Below are 21,912 nucleotides of genomic sequence, written 5' to 3' on the forward strand. Positions count from 1 at the left end.
AAATAATTATTTGTCCCTAAAATTAAAATCCAATATTTTCAGATAGATATTATTGATTCTGATTCATTCTAGCCGTATTAAGCATATCATCGCGAATCATACGATTAGATACTATATTACAATTAACAATATTCGCTCTAAAGGTCACCACCTTATCTGCCAGCATTGTACTTTCTGTTTTATAGGGCGTTACCGTAATATTATAAGTACCCGCTGTATCATAAGTATGTTTCTGAGTATAGGTCGTGGTTCCCGCTGCAAAAGCCTGAGTAACTAACGAGCTACCATCTCCAAAATCCCATGTAAAGTAGGTTGGAACATCTATACCCGCAAAAGAGGTTTCGATACTTAACTTAGCTGCATATCCTGCACAAGTAAATGCCTTAGGTGATACAGGCTTTGCATTAAAAAAGGAAGCTGCAAAAGTTGGAAGCCCATAGCCAGCATTCGCAACCAAGAAATTATCCATTGTTCTAATATCAGTGCCTCCTTCATCAGGATTCATTATCACATACAGAGTACTAGTATTTATTTTTATACCATAAATTCGTCCATCAGGAGATAACTGAACGTTGGAGATAGGCAAAGTCGTATTTATCCCAAACAAACCATTACGTACGTCGTTGAATGACACTCTATACATAGGACCACTTTCTGAAGTATTGTAGAAAATATATTCTCCCGAAGGTGAAAACTCCAATGCATACGGTTTAGTTGATATCGATGCCAGATTTGTAGCTTTCACACCAGATACAACGCCTGTTGATGTATCAAAAAAACCAGTTATCATTTGCTTACCGGTATAATTCGGACGAGCAAAGCGTGTATTGTCAGAAGAAAATTTCAGGGTCCCCAATGCAGCACTAGCATCAATTACAGGAGTAAATCCAATATCATATATCTGAGGTGTTGCCGAAAAACCAGCCTCAGCGGTTATCGCCCAGACATAAAAATACCTTCCCGTATTGTGTACCAGCCAAAAATCTTTGCCATTAGCATTTAATATACCAGCAATATTTTCATCCAAAGGACTCGGCAACAGTTGTACGTTTTTAGTTGTAATTTTTCCTAATCCCCCGTTTGCACTTAAATCGGCTATCGAATAATTGATTCCTTTAGCATTTGCGTTTTCACCTATTCTTACAGCCACTGTAACAATATAATATTCGGTAGAAGAACCTGGTTTAGGAATCACAATTCCTGACTGAGTCGCAGATGAATGCCCCAATAGTCCTGAACCGTTTTCCATTTGCTGATTTTGTTTATTATAAACCGTGATTCCGTCTGAAGACATTAGTAGATTTCCTCCCGAATCCGATAATGTAAAACATCCCTCACTAGTATTTAAAGGACCTCTAACAGCCTTTGGCATATTTTCAACACCATTAATAGTACTCAGTTCGTTAAAATTCAAACCCGAACCAGACCCAAAATACCACCAATTGGTTTCTTTTTGAGCATAGATAGCTATTGTGCAGAAAATACAACAAAGTATTAATATTGTTCTTTTCATTAATATGTTTTTATATAGTTATTTCTTCTATAAAATGATTACACCCCACCTTCGTTATGCTCTTACCTCAAAAAAGTCAAGGAATGGCATAACGAATAAATAGCGACATTATCTAATTGTTAATTATTTGATTTTAAAGCACACAGCCCAATAGCTCAGAATACTAAGCTGTCCAAATAAGCATAATTAGAATTATCACTCAGAATACATTAGTTAAATTTGTCGTCGTCTCAAATGTGAAGAGTTGTCAAATTCTTCACTGGCAAAAATATAAAACATTAAATTGGAAACAAAACTATTATCCATCTTTCTTTCTAGCTAACAAAAACTAAATTACCATTTTTACAACTATACCTTTTCATTTCCGAGTCAGAACTTTATCTTTGCATAAATCTGAAAAAACCTAAATACAAAATGACGGAAAATTTATCCACTCCCAAAGAAAGCACATCACACCCGAAAGGACTCAAATACCTATTCCTCACCGAAATGTGGGAGCGATTCGGATACTATCTTATGCTTGGCATATTTGCTCTTTACCTTATCGACTCAGAAGGCATGGGACTCTTAAAAAAAGATGCCTATGATATTGTAGGTACTTATTTAGGATTGGTATATATAACTCCATTTCTTGGAGGGTTAATTGCTGATAAACTTCTGGGATATCGCAAATCCATCATTATAGGAGCAGTTCTTATGTCTGCCGGATATTGTACACTAGCCATTCCGGGAAGTACAGCCATGTGGATAGCCCTACTTCTTATTATTATAGGTAATGGTTTTTTCAAACCAAATATCTCTACATTATTAGGTAATTTATATACAGAAGAAAAATATAAAGCTAAGAAAGATGCAGGTTACAGTATTTTCTACATGGGTATCAATGTAGGAGCTTTTATCTGTAATTTCGTTGCAGCCTATATGCGTAACAATTATGGATGGGGTTATGCATTCATCGCAGCCGGTATAGGTATGCTTATTGGTTTGATAGTCTTTCTGATGGGTACACGCCATATAAAAGAAGCCGATATTATCAAAAAGACCAACGACTCCAATTCTGATATCACTAAAGTATTACTTTATGTATTTGCACCTGCTATTGCTTTTGGAGCATTAGGATGGTTGATCCCCGGAAATGTATTCGGTTCAGATTCTAATGATGCATTCCTATTCGGATGTATTCCTGTTATATTCTTCTATGCCTCATTGATATTCAGATCACCCAAAGAAGAACGATCACAAATTAAAGCACTTTTGAGTATCTTCCTTATCATGGTAGTATTCTGGACAGTATTTAAACAAAATGCAACAGCCCTTACTACCTTTGCCGAAAGTTATACCGAGCGATCTATAACTCCCGCCACTGCCAAATTGGTAAAACCCGTTGGAATGGTACAAGAATTGGAGTATAAAAAAGATTCAGTCATAACGATGGATCATACTTTAAAAGCTGTTACAGATACTGATGGTAACACTCTAAAATCGTACGATTATCCACATTATTTCATAAACGAATCTCCTGAAAACCTACCTAAGGAGAGCGAAAAGGTTAACTTAATTTCTACTGAAATATTCCAATCTATAAACCCATTCTTTATAGTTATACTCACCCCTGTTGTACTCGGATTCTTTTCTAGACTTCGTATAAAAGGAAGAGAACCTTCAACTCCTGCAAAAATGGGATGGGGATTACTTATAACGGGGCTTTCGTCACTCGTGATGGCTGCATCGGTTATCTATACTGATATTTACAGCGACAAAGCCTCGGCGCTTTGGCTCATTGGTACATACGGAGTAGTCACAGTTGGAGAGCTATTAATAAGCCCCATAGGTTTATCGCTCGTCTCAAAAGTCAGCCCCAAAAGCATTACCTCATTTATGATGGGTGGATGGTTCTTGTCAACCTCTATCGGAAATAAATTAAGTGGAATGGTTGCCGGAATGTGGGACATGTTTGATAACAAAGAATATTACTTCCTCATGAATTTCGGGGCATGTGTTATAGCTGCCCTAGCCATTATGATGCTCGTAAAATGGTTAAGAAACATTATCAATCAACATTCGTAAAAAGAAACAAATATTTCAGTCAGCATACAAGAGGTCGGTATTATATAAATGCCGACCTCTTTTTGTTTTGAAATTCGCCAAACTAAATACGATAAAACACTTACAATTAATTTTTTCTGTAAGAAATAACTGGAAAATCTCTTTTCTCAAATCCATAAAAAGTTCATAGAGATTAACATGCTAAAGAACATACAATTTTGTATTTCAGATTATAGTCTCATCAAAAGAACATTTATTAATTTTGAGAAAAAGCAAAAGAGCATTCATTCCTCGATTATAAAAGTAGTGTAATATTTATTGCCATATTTTCTAGACGTTTGAATAAACCTTACAGTTATTCAAACAAAGGGTATACTTATCCTTAGTCAAAGCAATAAAGGGTTGAAAACCCAAATCTGGTATTGAAGTTGAATATTTTATATAAATCCTATAAATATTTATTACCATGAGAACTTACCAAACTAACGAAATCAAAAACATTGCAATTCTTGGGAGCTCCGGCTCCGGGAAAACCACTCTTGCCGAAGCAATGCTTTTCGAGGCAGGTGTTATAAAACGCAGAGGTACTGTGAAAGCCGGAAACACGGTTACCGATTACTTTCCGGTTGAAAAAGAGTATGGATATTCGGTCTTTTCGAGTATCTTTTCTGTTGAATGGATGAATCGTAAACTCAACTTTATTGACTGCCCCGGAGCTGATGATTTTATAGGCAATGTAGTAACATCACTCAATGTGATGGATACAGCACTCATGGTATTAAATGCTCAATATGGGATTGAAGTTGGTACAGTAAACCAACTAAGATATATTCAGAAATTTCAAAAACCGGTAATGTTCATCGTCAATCAGCTCGATCAGGAGAAAGCCGATTTTGACAATGTAGTAGCTCAATTAAAAGGTAATTACGGCGAAAAAGCAGTACTCATACAATACCCTATCAGTTGCGGACCAAGTTTTAATGCCATAATTGATGTTCTAAAAAAGAAAATGTACAGATGGAAACCCGAAGGAGGCGTTCCCGAAGTACTCGAAGTTCCCGAAGAAGAAAAAGATAAAGCCGAAGAACTACACCAAAAATTAGTTGAAGCAGCCGCAGAGCACGAAGAATCGTTGATGGAAAAATTCTTTGAGCAAGGTACACTTACCGAAGAAGAAATGCGTTTCGGAATCCGTAAAGGTCTTGTACAAAGAGATATTTTTCCCATATTCTGCGTTTGTGCCGAACGAGATATGTGTGTAAGACGAACTATGGAATTCTTAGGGAATGTAGTACCTTATGTTGTAGACATGTCTTTCCCCGAGAATACAGAAGGAGAGGAAGTAAAACCTGATGTGAATGGCCCGACGAGTTTATTCTTCTTCAAATCGACAGTAGAGCCTCATGTAGGCGACATTTCGTACTTTAAAGTAATGAGCGGAAAAGTAAAAGAAGGAGATGATCTTATAAATGCAGACAGAGGATCAAAAGAGCGTATTGGACAATTATTCATGGTTGCAGGTCAGCAACGTACCAAAGTAGAAGAACTTGTTGCCGGAGATATAGGTGCAACAGTAAAACTGAAAGATGTACGCACAGGAAACACACTGAACGGAAAAGGAACCGACAATCAATTCGACTTCATTAAATACCCCAACCCCAAATACCGCAGAGCAATAAAAGCTGCTAACGAAAGAGACTCTGAAAAACTGAGCGAAGCTTTGCAACGAATGCACGAAGAAGACCCCACATGGCTTATCGAAAATTCCAAAGAACTAAAACAACTTATAGTATCGGGACAAGGTGAATTCCATTTAAAAACTCTAAAATGGAGAATAGAAAATAACGATAAAATATCAATAGTATATTCTGAACCTAAGATTCCCTATCGTGAGACTATCACAAAACCATCGAGAGCCGAATATCGTCACAGAAAACAATCGGGCGGTGCAGGACAGTTTGGTGAAGTACATATGATTGTAGAACCTTATATTGAAGGCATGCCTGTACCCGACTCCTATAAATTTAACGGGCAGGAATTTAAAGTACAATCTAGAGACATTCAGACTTATGATCTTGATTGGGGAGGAAAACTTATCTTCGTCAATAGTATTGTAGGTGGAGCTATCGACACACGGTTTGTTCCCGCTATTATCAAAGGTATTATGGCTCGACTCGAACAAGGACCTCTTACCGGATCATACGCACGTGACGTACGTGTTATCGTATATGATGGGAAAATGCACCCCGTAGATTCTAATGAAATATCTTTCATGCTAGCCGGACGTAATGCCTTTAGTGAAGCTTTCAAAAATGCAGGTCCTAAGATTCTCGAACCTATATCGGATGTTACCGTTTTTGTTCCTTCCGATAAAATGGGAGATGTAATGAGTGATATTCAAAACAGAAGAGGTATAATTCAGGGGATGGAAAGCGACAAAGACATTGAAGTCATAAATGCTAAAGTACCTTTAAAAGAAATGTCTAACTACTCTATAACTCTTAGTTCTCTTACCGGAGGTCGGGCTTCATTCATTATGAAATTCTCTAAGTATGAATTAGTACCCGCCGATGTACAAGAAAAGCTATTGAAAGAGTATGAAGAAACCCAAAAAGCCGAAGATTAAAGGTCACTTACCTTTTATGCTTTCGATTTTGCCATACATGCACTATTTATTGCTTCCAGATGATCAGTAGACCATTCTACGAGATTTTTAATTAAAGGCAATAAGCTTTTGCCCATATCAGTTAGCTGATACTCTACTCGGGGAGGTATTTCCAGAAATGCCTCTCTTGAGATTAGACCACACTCTTCGAGTACTCGCAGAGTAGAAGCTAGCATTTTTTGAGATATATCCTCAATACCCCTATCCAAATCATTAAAACGGATGGGGGTTTCTTCTTCACCTAAGGTTTGCAAAACAAGAATAGACCACTTATCGCCAAACCTATCCATCACGGTTCTCAACGGACAACCTTCTATCACTATTCTTTTTTTCATTTTTCTTTTGTTCTAACCCCTACATTATCAACTTTACTAACCTTTAGGTTAGCGGATTACACACATGTAAGTTATTGTTTTACAATATATAAGTGACTACTTTTAATCATTCAAAAGTATAAATTTTAAGTCTTCGAAATGAAAACAAACATATTTATTTTATTATTGGCTAGTAATTTTTGTATAACACAAAGCGCCTTTAGTCAAGATGTAGATCTGAATTTTAAAAATCAATCACTTAAAACAATAAAGATGGAAACAATAAATAAATCTACCGAAGAAACACGTAAAATAGTTGAAAGTTTTTATAATAAAACTACTCTGGGAGACGTAGCCGGAATTATAGATCTAATGTCAGATGATATAGAATGGGAAATTCCCGGAAATGAAAGTTTAGCTCCTTGGGTAGGATTAAAAAAAGGAAGGTCCTCTGTAAACGAATTCTATACTTTATTGAACAAGAACACTAAGAATCTGATATTCAAAGTTGATGAATTATTTATAAACGATCAGCATGCTGTTGCACTAGGGTATGTATCAACCATTATATTGAAAACTAATAAAATATTCAATAGTTACTTTATGGCACATTTTACGGTCTCTGATAAACGCATAACAAAATATCTATTTTTGGAGGATAGCTTTGAACTAGCAAAAGCATTGACTATAGATAACTATGAAGAATATACGAAAGGCAATTCAAGTGAAAATATCGATATTATCAAAAAATACTTTAAGAATGTTAGTACCCGAAATATGGATACCATAAATTCTCTTTTTGCACCAGATATAGAAGTTTATTTTCCTCAATCGGGAGTTTTAAAAGGCATCAACAACCTGCTTAAACTTAACAAGAGCCTAATAGAATCAATAGATAAAATCAGCTACGACTATAACAACTTTGTCTATACTATTTCCGGCAATAGGATAATTGTAGAAGGAATAGAGAGTGGCATCTATGCAAATAGTAATAATAGCTTTGTGAACAAACGATTTTGCAGTATATTCGAAATCAAAAATGGACTAATTTGTCGTATGTATGTGTATGCCAATTTAAACCTATAAAATTCTAAATAGACACTCTAGTAATTATGATGCAGATATCTCTTATTTATCAGGGAATAAGAGATGCTGCTCCCAACAAGCTAATATCCTCCTTGGACGAAAGCAATATTTTCATTCTCTCTAAAGCCAAAGGGTAAGGATAAGTATCCAGATTTTTATTCATACCTCCTTCAAAGTATTTATATCCCTTGGATATTCCTCCACCAAGAATCACAGCCTCGGGATCATACATATGCATAATCACTTGAATCATATTACCAATATGATGTCCAAACTCCTCCCACATATCAAGTGCTTCCTGCTCGTTATTCTCAGCTCTCAAATAGGCAATGTGACCGGTAGTATTATATCTTTGAAAAAATTTAGCTGCACAATAGTGTTCGTAATTACTATCCAGATAAGGTATTAAACCAATCTCACCTGCGCCGGTATTTAGCCCTTCATACAAAACATCGTTAATAACAATACCTGCCCCCAAACCTGTACCAAGAGTTACGCCTACGATATTGCGATACGGCGTACATTCGCCATAATATCTTTCGCCAAAAGCAAAGCAATTACAATCGTTATTTACACGTACCGGTATTTTAAACTCAGACTGAAGAATGTCTTTCAAATGTACCTCTTTCCACGAAGGAACATTACCTGCTTTGTAAACAATTCCCTTTTTAGAATCAACAACCGAAGGAACTCCTATACCAATTCCTTTGATATTTGAATTCATCAATCTGCCAATAGTAGTAATCAAGAAGTCTATTGTTTCATCAACTGTTTTATCATACGGAAAAGGTTCCGATATTTTACGGTAGATCACTCCACCTTCAACTATACCTACTCTTATATTCGTAGCACCTAAGTCAACTCCTATTGTCATATTTTTTCTGTTAAAGACTTTAGAGAATAGATTCTTCGAAAAAAAAGATATACTCTAAATTAAAGGTTAAAAAAACTTATTCAGTTGAAAACTGATATAATATTAAATTTATTTGATTTTCCTTCTTCCTGGTAAAATTCAATACAAATATAAACAAAATATCAAATTGGGTGTAATTACAACAGCCATTTAACATGGTGTAAAGCCAGCTAAACACACATATTTCAAATCGAAACCAATTAATATATAATCCGATCAAAATAGCACAAAAAAAAGGGAAGTATTAATACTTCCCCTTTTTTATATAGATAGTTGATAAAGTCTACAACCTTATTTGATAAAACCTCTATTTTTCAACAAATAAATAGGGTTAGGCTCAGCTCCTCTGAAAATCTTGTACAAAGTCATCGGATCCTCAGAACCACCTTTAGACAAGATATTATCACGGAACGATTGTCCTGTTGTTCTATCGAAAACACCTTTTTCTACAAAAGCTTCAAAAGCATCAGCATCCAATACCTCAGACCACAAATAGCTATAATATCCGGCAGAATATCCACCATCAAAGATGTGAGCAAAATAAGTACTCTTATATCTTGGGATAATCTCTGAGATAAGACCTATTTTATTCATTTCATTTGATTCGAATGCATCTACATCAAAATCTTGTTTCTCAGTTATTACATGCCATTTCATATCAAGAAGAGCAGCAGCAACAATTTCAGTAGTTTCGAATCCTGAGTTAAAGTTTGTTGCCTCTTGCATTTTAGCAATCAAAGCATCAGGAATTACTTCACCTGTTTGATAATGTTTAGCATATAGCTTCAATACCTCAGGATGCAATGCCCAATGTTCGTATATTTGAGAAGGAAGTTCTACAAAGTCACGAGATACAGCTGTACCCGACAGTCCATTATAATTTACATTCGATAGTAAGCCATGCAATCCATGTCCAAATTCATGGAAAAGAGTTGTTACTTGCTCCAATGTCAACAAAGAAGGTTTATCCTCAGTAGGCAAAGCAAAATTACCTACATTATAAATAATAGGATTCACAAACTCACCATTCTTTACACTCTGTTTACGGAAACTACCCATCCAAGCACCGTTGCGTTTACTTGCACGAGGGAAGTAATCCAGATAAAGCACACCAATAAAAGATCCGTCAGCATCTATTACATCAAAAGCTTGAACATCTTTATGATAAATAGAAATCTCCGACGATGGTTTAAATGTAATTCCATATAACTTATTAGCTACAAGAAATGCTCCATCACGCACATTATCAACCATAAAATAAGGCTTCAATGCCTCTTCATCTAAAGCATATTTCTCCTTACGAAGTTTTTCAGTATAATACCACCAATCCCAAGAAGCTAATTGAAAATTACCCCTTTCACTATCAATCATCTTTTGAAGTTCAGCAGCTTCTTTTTTAGCTTGAGGTAAAGCATATTCCCAAATATTATTCAATAATCCGAATACATTATCAGGAGTTTTAGCCATTGTTTCATCAAGAACATAATCTGCATGAGATTTATATCCTAAAAGATTAGCTTTCTCTAATCTCAGATTCACAATTTTATTGATGTTCTTTTTATTATCGAATTCGTTATTATTGTTGCCACGACTATACATAGCCTTGTACAATTTTTCGCGTAAATCTCTGTTATCTGCATATTGAAGAAAAGGCAACCAGCTAGGTTTACTCAAAGTAAATACCCATTTACCATCCATTCCTTTTTCTTTAGCTGTTTTTGCTGCGATATTAATAACATCAGATGATAATCCTGATAAGTCTTTAGAATTATCTATGACCAACTCATAGTTATTTGTTTCTGCCAGAAGATTCTTACCAAAAGAAAGAGAAAGTAAACTCAACTCTTTATTTATTTCACGTAAACGATCTTTTTGAGCTGCATTTAATGCAATACCCGAACGAACGAATCTCTTATAGTATTTTTCAACTAAACGTTTTTGCTCTGTAGTTCTGGCAGGATTCAAACTATCAGCATATACTATTTTTATACGTGCAAAAAGAGGCTCGTTCAAATAAATATTATCATCGTGCTCCGACAACAGTGGAGATATTTCCTCAGCTATTTTTTGAATATCCGGATCACTTTGAGCTCCACGAATGGCTCCAAATACTGACGATACTCTATCTAATATCTCACCACTTTCGTCTAAAGCCACCACTGTATTTTCGAAAGTAGCAACATCTCTTTTTCTAGTGATGGCATTTATTTCAGCAGCTTGTTGTTCGATACCTTTAACAAAAGCAGGCTTGTAATCTTCTTTTTTAATTAAATCGAAAGGAGGTGTACCGTTAGGTGTTTTAAACGCCTCGAGGAAAGGATTCTTTATATCCATTTGTTTAATATTATTCTGATTATCTTGCGCATAACTCAATGTCGTTATAGCCAGGCTAAAGAGAAATAAAAACTTTTTGATCATAAACTTGCGTAATTTATATTTAGATTAGTAAATACCTTCAATTAATTATACCTATTAACATAGTAAATAGATATATCACTTTATTGTGAGATCACAGATAATCAGGGAGTCATTTCATCTACCTGAATAACTCCAGCTTCATTCAAATCATCTATCTCACTATCAGGCAACCAGCCTTCCTTTGTTGAAAAATAAGTATATAAAGAACAAGAAGTTCCATTCTCTATATCTCCGCAATTTCTTAATACTAACTTAGTATTATCTATTTCCAGAATTTCAACAATTTGCGATGCTCCATCAGTAGGACTAACCATTACAAAATGAGTATCATCTACCAACTTCCATCGGTCTTCATATACATCGGAACTATATTTTGAGAAAACGGAGTATAATTTATTTTCCTCATCAAAAAAGATACTTGAGATATCATCTCTCTTGTAAAACTCAACCTGAGTCAGCACCTCGTCACCCACTTTTTCCTCAGTTCTCACAGAAAACAAAAACCAAGCACCTTGAGAAGTTAACTGTTGACTCATATCAATATCTTGTCCTTTCATATATATGATACAACACAACATAAATGATACTATAACACCAATCTTTTTAATCATAATATTAAGTAAATGAAAGTATTCAATAATATACTTTCTAATTTTAACAAACTATTGTTATTATGCTTTTCAAAGTATATATAGGTCTGAGATCTTACACTTTTCTTTTTTTAATCGAGACGATACCCGAATGTTCTTAGTATATTATCTCTGCTTCTCCAATCTTTTTCGACCTTTACAAACATTTGAAGGAATATCTTCTTCTCGAAAAAGCGTTCCATATCATGACGTGCCATTGCACCTACTTTCTTCAAAGCTGCACCTTTATGCCCGATAATAATTCCCTTTTGAGAATCGCGTTCTACAATAATAAGAATACGTATATTAATAATATCTTTTTCTTCTTTAAACTCCTCAACTACCACTTCTACCGAATAAGGCACTTCTTTCTGATAATAAAGCAAGATCTTCTCTCTTACTATTTCCGTAACAAAAAATCGTGCAGGACGATCAGTTAAAGCATCTTTCTCAAAATATGGAGGTGATTCAGGTATTAAATCAATAATACGACGTTTTACAAAATCGATATTAAACTTATTCAAAGCCGAGATAGGATATATCTCAGCCTTTGGTAACAACTCTTTCCAAGCCTCTACCAAAGTTACCAAATCATCCTGATTCGTTTGATCTATCTTATTAATTAACAGCAATACAGGAGCTTCTACTTTCTGTACTTTTTGCAAGAAATCCTCATTTTTAGAAGTTTTTTCCACAACATCAGTTACATACAGCAATACATCAGCATCGCCTAAAGCCGATTCCGAAAAGTTACGCATCGATTCCTGCAACTTATAATTGGGGCGAAGTACTCCGGGGGTATCCGAATATACAATTTGATATTCTTCTGTATTTACAATTCCCAAAATACGATGACGGGTAGTTTGAGCCTTCGACGTGATAATTGATATCTTTTCGCCAACTAACTCATTCATCAACGTTGATTTTCCAACATTGGGATTTCCTACAATATTTACAAAGCCTGATTTATGCATTCTTTTTTCTTCTCTCAAAAATTTAGTTTTAAAGTCTAAGACTTGCTCATTATTTCTGTATCGGGAATATATACTGATAAGAATAGGCTCTATTCTTTCAAAACAGAGCAATTAAATACTTCCCAATACTTAAACACCTCATTAGACAACAAATATAGAATAAAAAAACGCACCTGACAAAGATGCGCTTTTCTATCTATATAAGATTTATATTTTTTCTATTATTTTCCGTCGTACGCCCACTTCAAATACACAGAACCCCATGTAAATCCGGCACCAAAGGCTGCAAGAATAATATTATCACCTTTTTTCAACTGGCTCTCCCATTCCCATAAACAAATAGGAATTGTTCCTGCACTAGTATTACCATATCTTTCGATATTCACCATTACCTTATCGCGAGACAATCCCATACGATTAGCTGCTGCATCTATAATTCTTAGATTAGCCTGATGTGGTACAAACCAGCTTACATCATCTTTAGTCAGTTGATTACGCTCCATTATCTCTGCTGAAACATCAGCCATACGAGATACTGCATGCTTAAATACAACCTGACCCTCTTGATATACATAATGCATACCTTTCTCAATAGTCTCTGCTGATGCTGGGAAAGCTGATCCACCACCACATAAATGAAGGTGTGGTGCACCAAACCCGTCGGTATGCAAGATAGTATCTTTAATACCATAATCTTCTGTAGTAGGCTCTAACATTACAGCACCTACTGCATCACCAAACAAAGGACAAGTAGTTCTATCTTTATAGTTTGTAATTGCAGTCATTTTATCTCCCGCAACTACTATTACTTTCTTGTATCTTCCTGATTTTATATAATTCGATCCGGTTTCCAATCCAAAAAGGAAACCTGAACAAGCTGCTTGCAAATCAAAAGCTAAAGAATTTTTTATTCCGCAACCATCAGCTACTAAAGCTGCTGTTGAAGGAAACTGAAAATCGGGTGTTGTTGTTGCAAAAATAATTACTTCAACATCTTCAGGTTTTGTATTTGTCTTATCCAACAACTCTTGTACAGCACGTATACCCATTACGGATGTGCCTTTACCTTCACCTCTAAGTACATGACGTTCCTTGATTCCAACGCGACTCATGATCCATTCATCATTAGTATCTACGAGTTTCTCAAGATCTTCATTAGTGATGACATCTTCGGGAACATAAGCTCCGATGCCTGTTATCGCTGCTTGAATCATATTTTCAAAGTAAAATTATAAAAAAAATGCCCTATTTGATTAGGGCTTTTATTGTTTAGACAATTAAAGAGCGACTTCTTTCTCAATTGCTAATTTTCCTCTGTAATAACCGCAATCACCACATACTGTGTGATAAACGTGCCATGTTCCGCAATTAGGGCATACAGCTAATGTTGGAGTTAGAGCTTTATCATGAGTTCTTCTTTTCGCTGATCTAGACTTTGATTGTCTATGCTTTGGATGTGCCATTTTATCTGTTTATTTAATTTAAATTTTTACTTTATTTATTATCTCACTCTTCAACAAGTCCCTTTAAGGTATCCCATCGGGGATCCGTAGCCTCATTAGATTCTTCTTCAACCGAATCATCAAAACCAGCATCGTCATCTGCTTCAAAAGCATCATCTGGATCTGCTGCAACAGCTTTGTGCTTATTAAGTTTCGAAGACATCATTTTATTGCATTTACCCGGTGCATGAACATGCTTCATCGGAAGGCTCAACATTACAAATTCATATAAGAACCATGCAATATTAATTTCACCTTCTTCTTCCGGTATAATTACAATCTCATCGCTTTCTTCCGAATATTCATGACCAAATTTCACAACCAGACGGTTGGTAGAGTTCGTTTCAATCTGAATATCATCCAAACAACGATCACAAGGAACCGAGACTTCACCACCCAGAGTAAAACTAAACTCGAATGTTGAAGATACACTTTTCACTGTGACATCTACATTAACTTTACCTCTTCTAATATCAGAATCGGCGTCGCCAATAGCTTTGAAGTATTGATCATCCAAAACGTACTCGAACTTATGAAGACCATCTGCCAGATTCCTTAACGGAATATTATAGAGACTAAATTTTCCCACTTTTTCAATTAATAAAAGAATGGTCGCAAAGATAAAAAACTTTTTCCTAATTACCATATTTCTTTCTAACTAAAAAAAGACACACAGATATATAGTTAATATTTGAGCATTGTATTCAGATCTTATTTTTATATATTTATTTTGTTGTAATTATTATCTTTGACTGTCTTATTAAAATTAGCAAGAAATAAAACAACATCAAATTTTCAGATCAAAATATAATAATTTCAACTCACTAATAAGAAACAATAAATAGGTTTACGACCAGAACTGTTTACTCAATGCAAAAACTCGCATCTATAATACTACTCTATATCCTATGTATATTTTATACACAGGCACAAGAACATCGAATCATTCGCTATACGTTCGAAGTAGTAAAAGGCGACACTCTATTTAATGCATATCTCCCCGAAGCTATCATATTTCCCCCACTCTATTTCAAAAGCGAAAAGGAAAGATTAGAGTACACCAAACTTGTACGTGACGTAAAGATAACCCTACCCTATGCCAAACAGGTAGCGCAAAATATCATTGAGACTTACGAATTTATGGAGACTTTACCCGATAAGAAAACAAAACAAAAGCATCTAGAACAGACTCAAAAATTCATAATGGACTCCTATAAGCCCAGAATGAAGAAGTTAACTAAAAATCAAGGGAAGATTCTAGTGAAACTTATTGACAGGCAAACAAACTCCTCAGCATATGACATTGTAAAATCTCTTACGGGAGGCTTCAAAGCAACCGTATACAACACCTTCGCTGGAGTTTTTGGCAACAACCTTAAAACTCAATACGAACCTAATGGTAAAGACAAGATGATAGAACGTATTGTGATAGAAATAGAACAAGGCACACTATAAATTTTCTCTCCAAGAGTTTCACAATCCAAAGAATACAAATACTTTTGTAACGATTACAGTATTTACAAATAAAAACAACTCATGTATATAATAGGTATTGCGGGAGGATCGGGTTCAGGAAAGACAACTTTAGTAGATGGCATATTAAGCCGCATCCCTCGAGAGGAAATTGCTATTTTACCACAAGATGCCTATTATAAAGACAATAGCGACATACCATTAGAAGATCGATTCAAATTAAACTATGACCATCCGGATTCTATCGAATGGGAATTGATGAGTAAAGATATTGAGTTGCTAAAATCGGGACAAACGATTAACTGCCCTACCTATTCGTATCTGACATGTGCACGTTTGGAAGAAACAATACCAATCACTCCAAAAAACATATTATTAGTAGAAGGCATATTAATATATACATCTCAAATGATTTGTGACCAATTGGACATGAAGATATTCCTTGAAGTCCCTGCAGATCAACGCTTAACTCGTATTATCCAACGAGATATGGATTCACGCGGACGTACTGCATTAGAAGTTATAGATCGTTACTACAAAACAGTTCGTCCTATGCACGAAGAATTCATAGAACCTTCCCGCCAACAAGCTGACATGCTTGTAATGGGTGGAGGATTAAACGAAAAAGCTGCTGAATTTATAGCAGCAGCAATCCTTGAAAAACTGAAATAAAAAACCCTTCAACATACATGTAATAAAAAAGGACGATTAAATCGTCCTTTTTTATTACCCTTTATTCAATCTCTAAAAAACATAGGTGTATCTCCAAATATGAAATTAGAGAATCCCGCCTCTTTAAATTTATATTTAGCTAAAACTTCTTTTGCAATAGCCAAGAAAGCTTCAATATCATAAATTATAAAATCCATATACGAAAAATAGAAACCCGTTGCACCACCTATCGAATCGGCAACCCCTTCGGATTTTGCCTGCGTCAGTATCTGATCTTCAATTTCAGTTCTGAAAGGAACCATACGATCTTTAGGTACATTTATATTTTCATAAAACAAGAATCCGAAAACAACACCATCAGCATAAAAATTACCGAACAATTCGGTTGATTTATTATAAAAGGCATTCAATACCGGAAAACAAGACGAATAAGCTATATATATATCCTCTCTCAACTGCCAATCTTTAGCCTTTGATGGAACCATTTCATAACCAGCACACCTTTCGCAAATATTCTCGATTTTAAACCAGTTTTGCGCTACAATAGTATCATCCATCAACTTCTTAAGATCGCCGGCAGCTATTTCTCTGAAACCTTTCCCTGAAGACGCCACAAAATCAATAGAACCGATATACTCCATTGTATAAGCTTCTCCAATGAGCTGATCTAGATAAATAAAAAACATGCTGTATTTTTTATTCTCTTCCAACTTCATCAACTGAGGGCATTCAACCTGCAAATTTACTTTCTGATGCTTTTCGTCCACATTATAATATAATACAATACTATCTGCAGAAAGAGATGTATCATACATATTTATAGTAAAATCGCCTTTAGCCTTAGCTGGCTTAGTAGAGTAAAAATTCCATTTTTCTAACAATGCCTCCGGAACTTGTTTCAACCAATACTCCAATTGAAACAATCTTGAACGATCTCCCTCAGGAGTCAAAATCAGTTCATTTTTTCCATCCTCATTAACCCCCAATTCGAAAAATGCTTTACTGAAAGCAACAGACAATAGATCGTCAACATATTTTATCAATGTATCAGTTTCGACTTTGTCATCTATCATTTTTCTGACTTCGGATTCTTTTTCACTAAAGAGATCCCAAAATTTCGCTACTCTTTCCTTAAATGATACATTCATAAAATTATCTCTTTATTTTTTATAAAAGGTCTATAACCTCAAAGTTTAAAAATCAACTGCAACACAACAAACACCGATACTGGCGCACCCGCCTGTTTGCCCACTTGCCATTTAGGCATAGACTTCACTAATCTAAAAGCCTCTTCATCCAACACCTCATCACATCCCTCTATTACCTTTAAATCTTTTATTGAGCCGTCTTTTCCTACAACAAAACCCACCATTACCGCACCACATGATTCTGGCAAATCAATATCTTCCGCTAAATTCACTTTTTCGTTAAGATATTTCATCATCGCATTATAACCTCCATTAAAGGATGGCATAAACTCGGCATTGATCAATGGACGAAACTTAGTATTCAAAGTTATATATCGCACTTCACCTAAGACATCAAAGAGAGTTTCTTCTCCTTGAAAAGATATAGCTGCAACAGTTCGGGTTTCGCTCGGTTCAAAATTAGGATCATTAAAAAGAAACATGAAACGCCCTTCGTCCCCTTTTTGAAAACGAGACAGTTTCTTTACCGACACAAGATGCTTTACAACACCATCCTCAACAACCCTATCCAAATAACGAGCTTCATTATAATGAGGTATTACTTTTTTGATCTCTAAAGAATCCCTTAACGAAGAGTCAGCATTCCAGACCAAATACATTTCTTTTCTTTTCAAAGAATCAGACAAAACCTCTTGTCTCGCTCTCCCTTGAAGCACGAAAAAAAATAGAAAACATAGCAAAGATAAAATTCGTCCCATAGCCTTATCAATTACAAATAAAAACTCCCAACTGTTTATTTTATTGCTGCTTATCATCGAAGCTAAACCTACGAATCATCCCGACTATACTTATCAAAACAATAAAAAGGTCTAAAACTTTAGATACAATAAAAATAACATTTATTGCTCTACTTTGCAAACATTCCTCATCATTAGATCAAAAAGGATCTATTTCTAACGATATATAATTCTCACAACCTAAGAGTTACGAATCAATCAACCTCCACTTTAAATACAACTTTACGCACTTTAGTCTTTTCTCCATATTGAATATTCGTCATATGAATATCATCAGGAAAAAAAACAGTAAATTGATTGGGGCGTACTACATGATAATTTATCACCGGAACTTTAAAATGAGCAATATCTCTTTTTACATCATACGGGTTTACAATCTCCGTTGCGGTAAACAACTTTGCGTAACCTTGTAATTCACAACCATCAACCACATATTGCAAGTCGATATACTTTTGATGACCTTCCAACTGCTCATTTCCCGGCTCACGGGTAATATATTCTTGCACGTTAACTGTAACATCATCTCCCAAAGATTGTTTTCCGAGAGGAAGAGTTTCCAAATCATTTTCTTTTATAAACTTAAACACTTTCGCCCATCTTTCGGGATGTTTTTCATAATGATTTACAAATGTCATCACATCCAAACCAGCATCAGGGGATGCATCAACACCTTGCATCCATACTTTAGAATCATACCACTCTTGCTGCTGTTTAGATAATCGCTTTGTCTTCACCCCATCTTTCGCAATCAAATTCACAAAAGGAAATAATAGAATAAATGAAGCAATGAGTACAAAACGAAAGAAACACACTTTCTTTTTCATTGATTTACTATTTAAGTAACGTTAATAATTTTCACTGACAAACCGACTTACAGTGGCAGACCGATATACTCGTTTTCTGCAAAAAGAAAAGAAACTCCCACATACGTATCAACAAGAGATACACATCCATACCAACCATAAGCACAGCAAATGTAAGATATGTGCTCTAAAAAAGAAGATAAATTCTCAATAAAGTAACGTTAAATATCCAAAGGGTAACATTCCAATTATAGCTACATTTGATTATTAGACGCGTCGAAGAGACAAAGAGGTTTGCTCTCTTAAAAAGAAATCATTTTCGATTTAATAAAATCTTACAAAACATATCTTTCAATAGTACAATTCTTTCCGTATATTTGCATCCCGTAAATTGGGGTTGTAATCTCCATGCGATAAACTAGTCACACCATTGTTTAAGAATGAATAAAATAAGAAACTTTTGCATTATTGCGCATATAGATCATGGTAAGAGCACATTAGCTGACCGCCTACTCGAATATACTAAAACAGTAGAAGGCAAAGATATGCAAGCTCAAGTCCTTGATAATATGGATTTGGAACGTGAACGTGGTATCACAATTAAAAGTCACGCCATCCAGATGCAATACCTGTACAATGGCGAAACATATATACTGAATCTCATTGATACTCCGGGACACGTTGACTTCTCTTACGAAGTTTCGCGTTCTATTGCTGCATGCGAAGGGGCACTACTTATAGTTGATGCAGCTCAAGGAATACAAGCTCAAACGATTTCCAACCTTTATATGGCAATCGATAATGACTTGGAAATTATTCCAATCCTCAATAAGATAGATCTTCCAAGTGCTATGCCTGACGAAGTAGAAGATCAGATCATCGAACTTTTAGGATGTAAACGCGAAGAAATTATCCGTGCCAGTGGAAAAATGGGGCAAGGAGTATATGATATTTTAGCCGCTATTATAGAACGTGTTCCTGCTCCAAAAGGAGATCCAGAAGCACCTTTGCAAGCTTTGATTTTTGACTCTGTATTTAATTCCTTCCGAGGAATTATAGCCTATTTCAAAATTCTAAACGGTTCTATAAGAAAAGGCGACCTTGTAAAATTCTTTGCTACTGAAAAAGAATATAACGCTGATGAAGTTGGTGTTTTAAAACTAACCATGTCACCCCGCGATGTAGTTACTTGTGGAGATGTAGGTTATATTATATCAGGCATCAAGACCTCTAAAGAGGTAAAAGTAGGTGATACAATTACTCATGTAAAAAATCCTTGTGAGAAAGCGATAGATGGTTTCGAAGAAGTAAAACCAATGGTTTTCGCAGGGGTATACCCTATCGAAAGTGAAGACTTTGAAGACCTGAGAGCTTCTTTGGAAAAGCTTCAATTGAACGATGCTTCACTAACCTTCCAACCCGAATCGTCTATTGCCTTAGGTTTTGGTTTCCGATGCGGATTCTTGGGACTTTTACATATGGAGATCATACAAGAACGTTTGGAACGTGAGTTCAACATGGACGTTATAACAACAGTACCCAACGTTTCATATTTAGTATACGACAAAAAAGGAGGAGTAAAAGAAGTACATAACCCTTCGGGGCTACCCGACCCTACCCTTATCGATTATATAGAAGAACCATATATACGTGCATCGGTTATTACCAGTACAGCATACATCGGACCTATCATGTCGCTATGTTTAGGTAAACGTGGTATACTTCTAAAACAAGAATATATTTCAGGAGATCGTGTAGAAATCACTTATGATTTACCTCTTGGTGAAATTGTAATCGACTTTTACGATAAATTGAAAAGTATATCAAAAGGATATGCTTCATTCGACTATCAAATGCACGACTATCGTGAAGCTAAGTTGGCTAAAATGGATATTCTCTTAAACGGAGAACCTGTGGATGCTCTTTCAACACTTACTCACGTAGACAATGCAGTAAACTTTGGTCGTAGAATGTGCGAGAAATTAAAAGAACTTATTCCACGTCAACAGTTTGACATTGCGATACAAGCAGCTATCGGCGCTAAAATCATAGCTCGCGAAACAATAAAGGCTGTTCGTAAAGATGTTACGGCAAAATGCTACGGAGGTGATATTTCTCGTAAACGTAAACTTCTTGAAAAACAAAAAGAAGGTAAAAAAAGAATGAAACAAGTAGGTAACGTAGAAGTGCCTCAAAAAGCATTCTTAGCAGTACTAAAACTAGATTAAGGTTTTAGACCTATTAATTTCAATTCATAATCAAGCAATATTGCGATAAGCATTTACAGTTACTTAATTTGACAAAAAACATTCTCATCGTATTTTTCTTTTTGACAGCATTGTTTACTCAAGCGCAAGAGAGAAAGGAATATGACACCGATCATTACAGGGAACGTATGGCTTATTTTGAGCAAAACCCGATTGGTGAGAACAAAATTGTCTTTTTAGGAAACAGCTTGACCGAAGGTGGACAATGGGATAAATATTTTCCCGAAGCTGCACCTGTCAACAGAGGTATATCAGGAGATAACACTGAAGGGATGCTTAACAGAATAGATGAGATTGCAGAATCACATCCAAGATTTCTATTTATACTCGCAGGTATCAATGATATCTCCCAAGATTCACCTAACAAAAAAATTATAAAACAGTATCGTTCTATAATAAAACAAGTAAAAAAAGAATCTCCCAATACAGTTATTTATATACAAAGCTTGCTTCCAATAAATAACGACTTCGAACGGTATAAAAGATTGCTAGGAAAAGAGAAGCAAATTGGAAAGCTCAATAAAGAGCTAAAAAAATTAGCATCAAAGGAACGCGTCAGTTTTCTAAATATTAATCCATTATACATGGATGCGCAAGGAAAATTAGATACAAAATATACAAACGACGGTTTACATCTTACCGAAACTTCTTATAATATATGGGTGAATGAACTTCATAAATATATTAACTAA

General features: G+C 35.3%; 19 protein-coding genes. 7 read left to right on the forward strand and 12 right to left on the reverse strand.

What is annotated here, in order from left to right; genetic code table 11:
- Positions 1 to 49: 49 nt before the first annotated feature.
- Positions 50 to 1,513: a PKD domain-containing protein gene (locus tag HGC4_RS03225; protein WP_050708684.1), complete on the reverse strand. Its 1,464-nt coding sequence runs from the start codon at positions 1,511 to 1,513 to the stop codon at positions 50 to 52.
- A 414-nt stretch (positions 1,514 to 1,927) separates the two neighbouring features.
- Between HGC4_RS03225 and HGC4_RS03230 the strand changes: the two genes are divergently transcribed.
- Positions 1,928 to 3,580 carry a peptide MFS transporter gene (locus HGC4_RS03230; RefSeq protein WP_050708685.1) on the forward strand — a complete coding sequence of 551 codons (1,653 nt, stop codon included), beginning with the start codon at positions 1,928 to 1,930 and terminating at the stop codon, positions 3,578 to 3,580.
- Between the two features lie 445 nt (positions 3,581 to 4,025).
- Entirely contained in the window at positions 4,026 to 6,185 is a 2,160-nt protein-coding gene (locus HGC4_RS03235) for an elongation factor G (RefSeq protein ID WP_050708686.1), read from the forward strand.
- Between the two features lie 14 nt (positions 6,186 to 6,199).
- Here HGC4_RS03235 and HGC4_RS03240 read toward each other — a convergent pair whose 3' ends face one another.
- Complete coding sequence (locus HGC4_RS03240) at positions 6,200 to 6,559, reverse strand: winged helix-turn-helix transcriptional regulator (RefSeq protein WP_050708687.1); 360 nt, start codon at positions 6,557 to 6,559, stop codon at positions 6,200 to 6,202.
- A gap of 252 nt (positions 6,560 to 6,811) precedes the next feature.
- Between HGC4_RS03240 and HGC4_RS03245 the strand changes: the two genes are divergently transcribed.
- Entirely contained in the window at positions 6,812 to 7,624 is an 813-nt protein-coding gene (locus tag HGC4_RS03245; protein WP_185099941.1) for a nuclear transport factor 2 family protein, read from the forward strand.
- A 49-nt stretch (positions 7,625 to 7,673) separates the two neighbouring features.
- On the opposite strand, the gene HGC4_RS03250 is transcribed toward HGC4_RS03245, so the two are convergent.
- The 7 genes from HGC4_RS03250 to HGC4_RS03275 all read right to left on the reverse strand — a co-directional run bounded on the left by HGC4_RS03250 (position 7,674) and on the right by HGC4_RS03275 (position 14,649).
- Complete coding sequence (locus HGC4_RS03250; RefSeq protein ID WP_050708689.1) at positions 7,674 to 8,498, reverse strand: ROK family protein; 825 nt, start codon at positions 8,496 to 8,498, stop codon at positions 7,674 to 7,676.
- Between the two features lie 330 nt (positions 8,499 to 8,828).
- Positions 8,829 to 10,955 carry a M3 family metallopeptidase gene (locus HGC4_RS03255; protein WP_050708690.1) on the reverse strand — a complete coding sequence of 709 codons (2,127 nt, stop codon included), beginning with the start codon at positions 10,953 to 10,955 and terminating at the stop codon, positions 8,829 to 8,831.
- A gap of 101 nt (positions 10,956 to 11,056) precedes the next feature.
- Positions 11,057 to 11,566, reverse strand: coding sequence for a hypothetical protein (locus tag HGC4_RS03260; protein WP_050708691.1), 510 nt, complete (start codon positions 11,564 to 11,566; stop codon positions 11,057 to 11,059).
- Between the two features lie 110 nt (positions 11,567 to 11,676).
- On the reverse strand, positions 11,677 to 12,558 hold the full coding sequence (gene era / locus HGC4_RS03265; RefSeq protein ID WP_050708692.1) for a GTPase Era: 882 nt from the start codon (positions 12,556 to 12,558) through the stop codon (positions 11,677 to 11,679).
- A gap of 221 nt (positions 12,559 to 12,779) precedes the next feature.
- Positions 12,780 to 13,772, reverse strand: a complete 993-nt coding sequence (locus tag HGC4_RS03270; protein ID WP_050708693.1) for a beta-ketoacyl-ACP synthase III — start codon at positions 13,770 to 13,772, stop codon at positions 12,780 to 12,782.
- 63 nt (positions 13,773 to 13,835) lie between these two features.
- Positions 13,836 to 14,021 (reverse strand): 50S ribosomal protein L32, encoded by a 186-nt coding sequence (gene rpmF / locus HGC4_RS18335; RefSeq protein ID WP_082204055.1) that lies wholly within the window; start codon positions 14,019 to 14,021, stop codon positions 13,836 to 13,838.
- 43 nt (positions 14,022 to 14,064) lie between these two features.
- Positions 14,065 to 14,649: a YceD family protein gene (locus HGC4_RS03275; RefSeq protein WP_050708733.1), complete on the reverse strand. Its 585-nt coding sequence runs from the start codon at positions 14,647 to 14,649 to the stop codon at positions 14,065 to 14,067.
- A 281-nt stretch (positions 14,650 to 14,930) separates the two neighbouring features.
- Here HGC4_RS03275 and HGC4_RS03280 point away from each other — a divergent pair, with 281 nt between their 5' ends.
- Together HGC4_RS03280 and udk are read left to right on the forward strand one after the other, a co-directional pair.
- Positions 14,931 to 15,515 carry a DUF4294 domain-containing protein gene (locus HGC4_RS03280; RefSeq protein WP_050708694.1) on the forward strand — a complete coding sequence of 195 codons (585 nt, stop codon included), beginning with the start codon at positions 14,931 to 14,933 and terminating at the stop codon, positions 15,513 to 15,515.
- An 81-nt stretch (positions 15,516 to 15,596) separates the two neighbouring features.
- Complete coding sequence (udk, locus tag HGC4_RS03285) at positions 15,597 to 16,205, forward strand: uridine kinase (RefSeq protein WP_050708695.1); 609 nt, start codon at positions 15,597 to 15,599, stop codon at positions 16,203 to 16,205.
- A 65-nt stretch (positions 16,206 to 16,270) separates the two neighbouring features.
- On the opposite strand, the gene HGC4_RS03290 is transcribed toward udk, so the two are convergent.
- The 3 genes from HGC4_RS03290 to HGC4_RS03300 all read right to left on the reverse strand — a co-directional run bounded on the left by HGC4_RS03290 (position 16,271) and on the right by HGC4_RS03300 (position 18,974).
- Complete coding sequence (locus tag HGC4_RS03290; RefSeq protein WP_050708696.1) at positions 16,271 to 17,353, reverse strand: hypothetical protein; 1,083 nt, start codon at positions 17,351 to 17,353, stop codon at positions 16,271 to 16,273.
- A 38-nt stretch (positions 17,354 to 17,391) separates the two neighbouring features.
- Positions 17,392 to 18,168: an energy transducer TonB gene (locus HGC4_RS03295; protein ID WP_050708697.1), complete on the reverse strand. Its 777-nt coding sequence runs from the start codon at positions 18,166 to 18,168 to the stop codon at positions 17,392 to 17,394.
- Between the two features lie 176 nt (positions 18,169 to 18,344).
- Positions 18,345 to 18,974 (reverse strand): NanQ anomerase/TabA/YiaL family protein, encoded by a 630-nt coding sequence (locus HGC4_RS03300; protein ID WP_050708698.1) that lies wholly within the window; start codon positions 18,972 to 18,974, stop codon positions 18,345 to 18,347.
- 419 nt (positions 18,975 to 19,393) lie between these two features.
- Here HGC4_RS03300 and lepA point away from each other — a divergent pair, with 419 nt between their 5' ends.
- Together lepA and HGC4_RS03310 are read left to right on the forward strand one after the other, a co-directional pair.
- Positions 19,394 to 21,181, forward strand: a complete 1,788-nt coding sequence (gene lepA / locus HGC4_RS03305; RefSeq protein ID WP_050708699.1) for a translation elongation factor 4 — start codon at positions 19,394 to 19,396, stop codon at positions 21,179 to 21,181.
- A gap of 68 nt (positions 21,182 to 21,249) precedes the next feature.
- Positions 21,250 to 21,912 (forward strand): GDSL-type esterase/lipase family protein, encoded by a 663-nt coding sequence (locus HGC4_RS03310; protein WP_242047120.1) that lies wholly within the window; start codon positions 21,250 to 21,252, stop codon positions 21,910 to 21,912.

This window comes from Dysgonomonas sp. HGC4, assembly GCF_001261715.1.
GTDB lineage: Bacteria > Bacteroidota > Bacteroidia > Bacteroidales > Dysgonomonadaceae > Dysgonomonas_A.

Excerpts from the sequence above, each read along its gene's own strand:
- HGC4_RS03245 (WP_185099941.1), top strand. The coding sequence starts at position 6,812 with ATGGAAACAATAAATAAATCTACCGAAGAAACACGTAAAATAGTTGAA.
- rpmF (WP_082204055.1), bottom strand. The coding sequence starts at position 14,021 with ATGGCACATCCAAAGCATAGACAATCAAAGTCTAGATCAGCGAAAAGA.
- HGC4_RS03300 (WP_050708698.1), bottom strand. The coding sequence starts at position 18,974 with ATGAAAAAGAAAGTGTGTTTCTTTCGTTTTGTACTCATTGCTTCATTT.
- HGC4_RS03250 (WP_050708689.1), bottom strand. The coding sequence starts at position 8,498 with ATGACAATAGGAGTTGACTTAGGTGCTACGAATATAAGAGTAGGTATA.
- HGC4_RS03255 (WP_050708690.1), bottom strand. The coding sequence starts at position 10,955 with ATGATCAAAAAGTTTTTATTTCTCTTTAGCCTGGCTATAACGACATTG.
- HGC4_RS03235 (WP_050708686.1), top strand. The coding sequence starts at position 4,026 with ATGAGAACTTACCAAACTAACGAAATCAAAAACATTGCAATTCTTGGG.
- HGC4_RS03295 (WP_050708697.1), bottom strand. The coding sequence starts at position 18,168 with ATGATAAGCAGCAATAAAATAAACAGTTGGGAGTTTTTATTTGTAATT.
- HGC4_RS03260 (WP_050708691.1), bottom strand. The coding sequence starts at position 11,566 with ATGATTAAAAAGATTGGTGTTATAGTATCATTTATGTTGTGTTGTATC.
- udk (WP_050708695.1), top strand. The coding sequence starts at position 15,597 with ATGTATATAATAGGTATTGCGGGAGGATCGGGTTCAGGAAAGACAACT.
- HGC4_RS03270 (WP_050708693.1), bottom strand. The coding sequence starts at position 13,772 with ATGATTCAAGCAGCGATAACAGGCATCGGAGCTTATGTTCCCGAAGAT.
- HGC4_RS03230 (WP_050708685.1), top strand. The coding sequence starts at position 1,928 with ATGACGGAAAATTTATCCACTCCCAAAGAAAGCACATCACACCCGAAA.
- HGC4_RS03290 (WP_050708696.1), bottom strand. The coding sequence starts at position 17,353 with ATGAATGTATCATTTAAGGAAAGAGTAGCGAAATTTTGGGATCTCTTT.
- lepA (WP_050708699.1), top strand. The coding sequence starts at position 19,394 with ATGAATAAAATAAGAAACTTTTGCATTATTGCGCATATAGATCATGGT.
- era (WP_050708692.1), bottom strand. The coding sequence starts at position 12,558 with ATGCATAAATCAGGCTTTGTAAATATTGTAGGAAATCCCAATGTTGGA.
- HGC4_RS03240 (WP_050708687.1), bottom strand. The coding sequence starts at position 6,559 with ATGAAAAAAAGAATAGTGATAGAAGGTTGTCCGTTGAGAACCGTGATG.
- HGC4_RS03280 (WP_050708694.1), top strand. The coding sequence starts at position 14,931 with ATGCAAAAACTCGCATCTATAATACTACTCTATATCCTATGTATATTT.
- HGC4_RS03225 (WP_050708684.1), bottom strand. The coding sequence starts at position 1,513 with ATGAAAAGAACAATATTAATACTTTGTTGTATTTTCTGCACAATAGCT.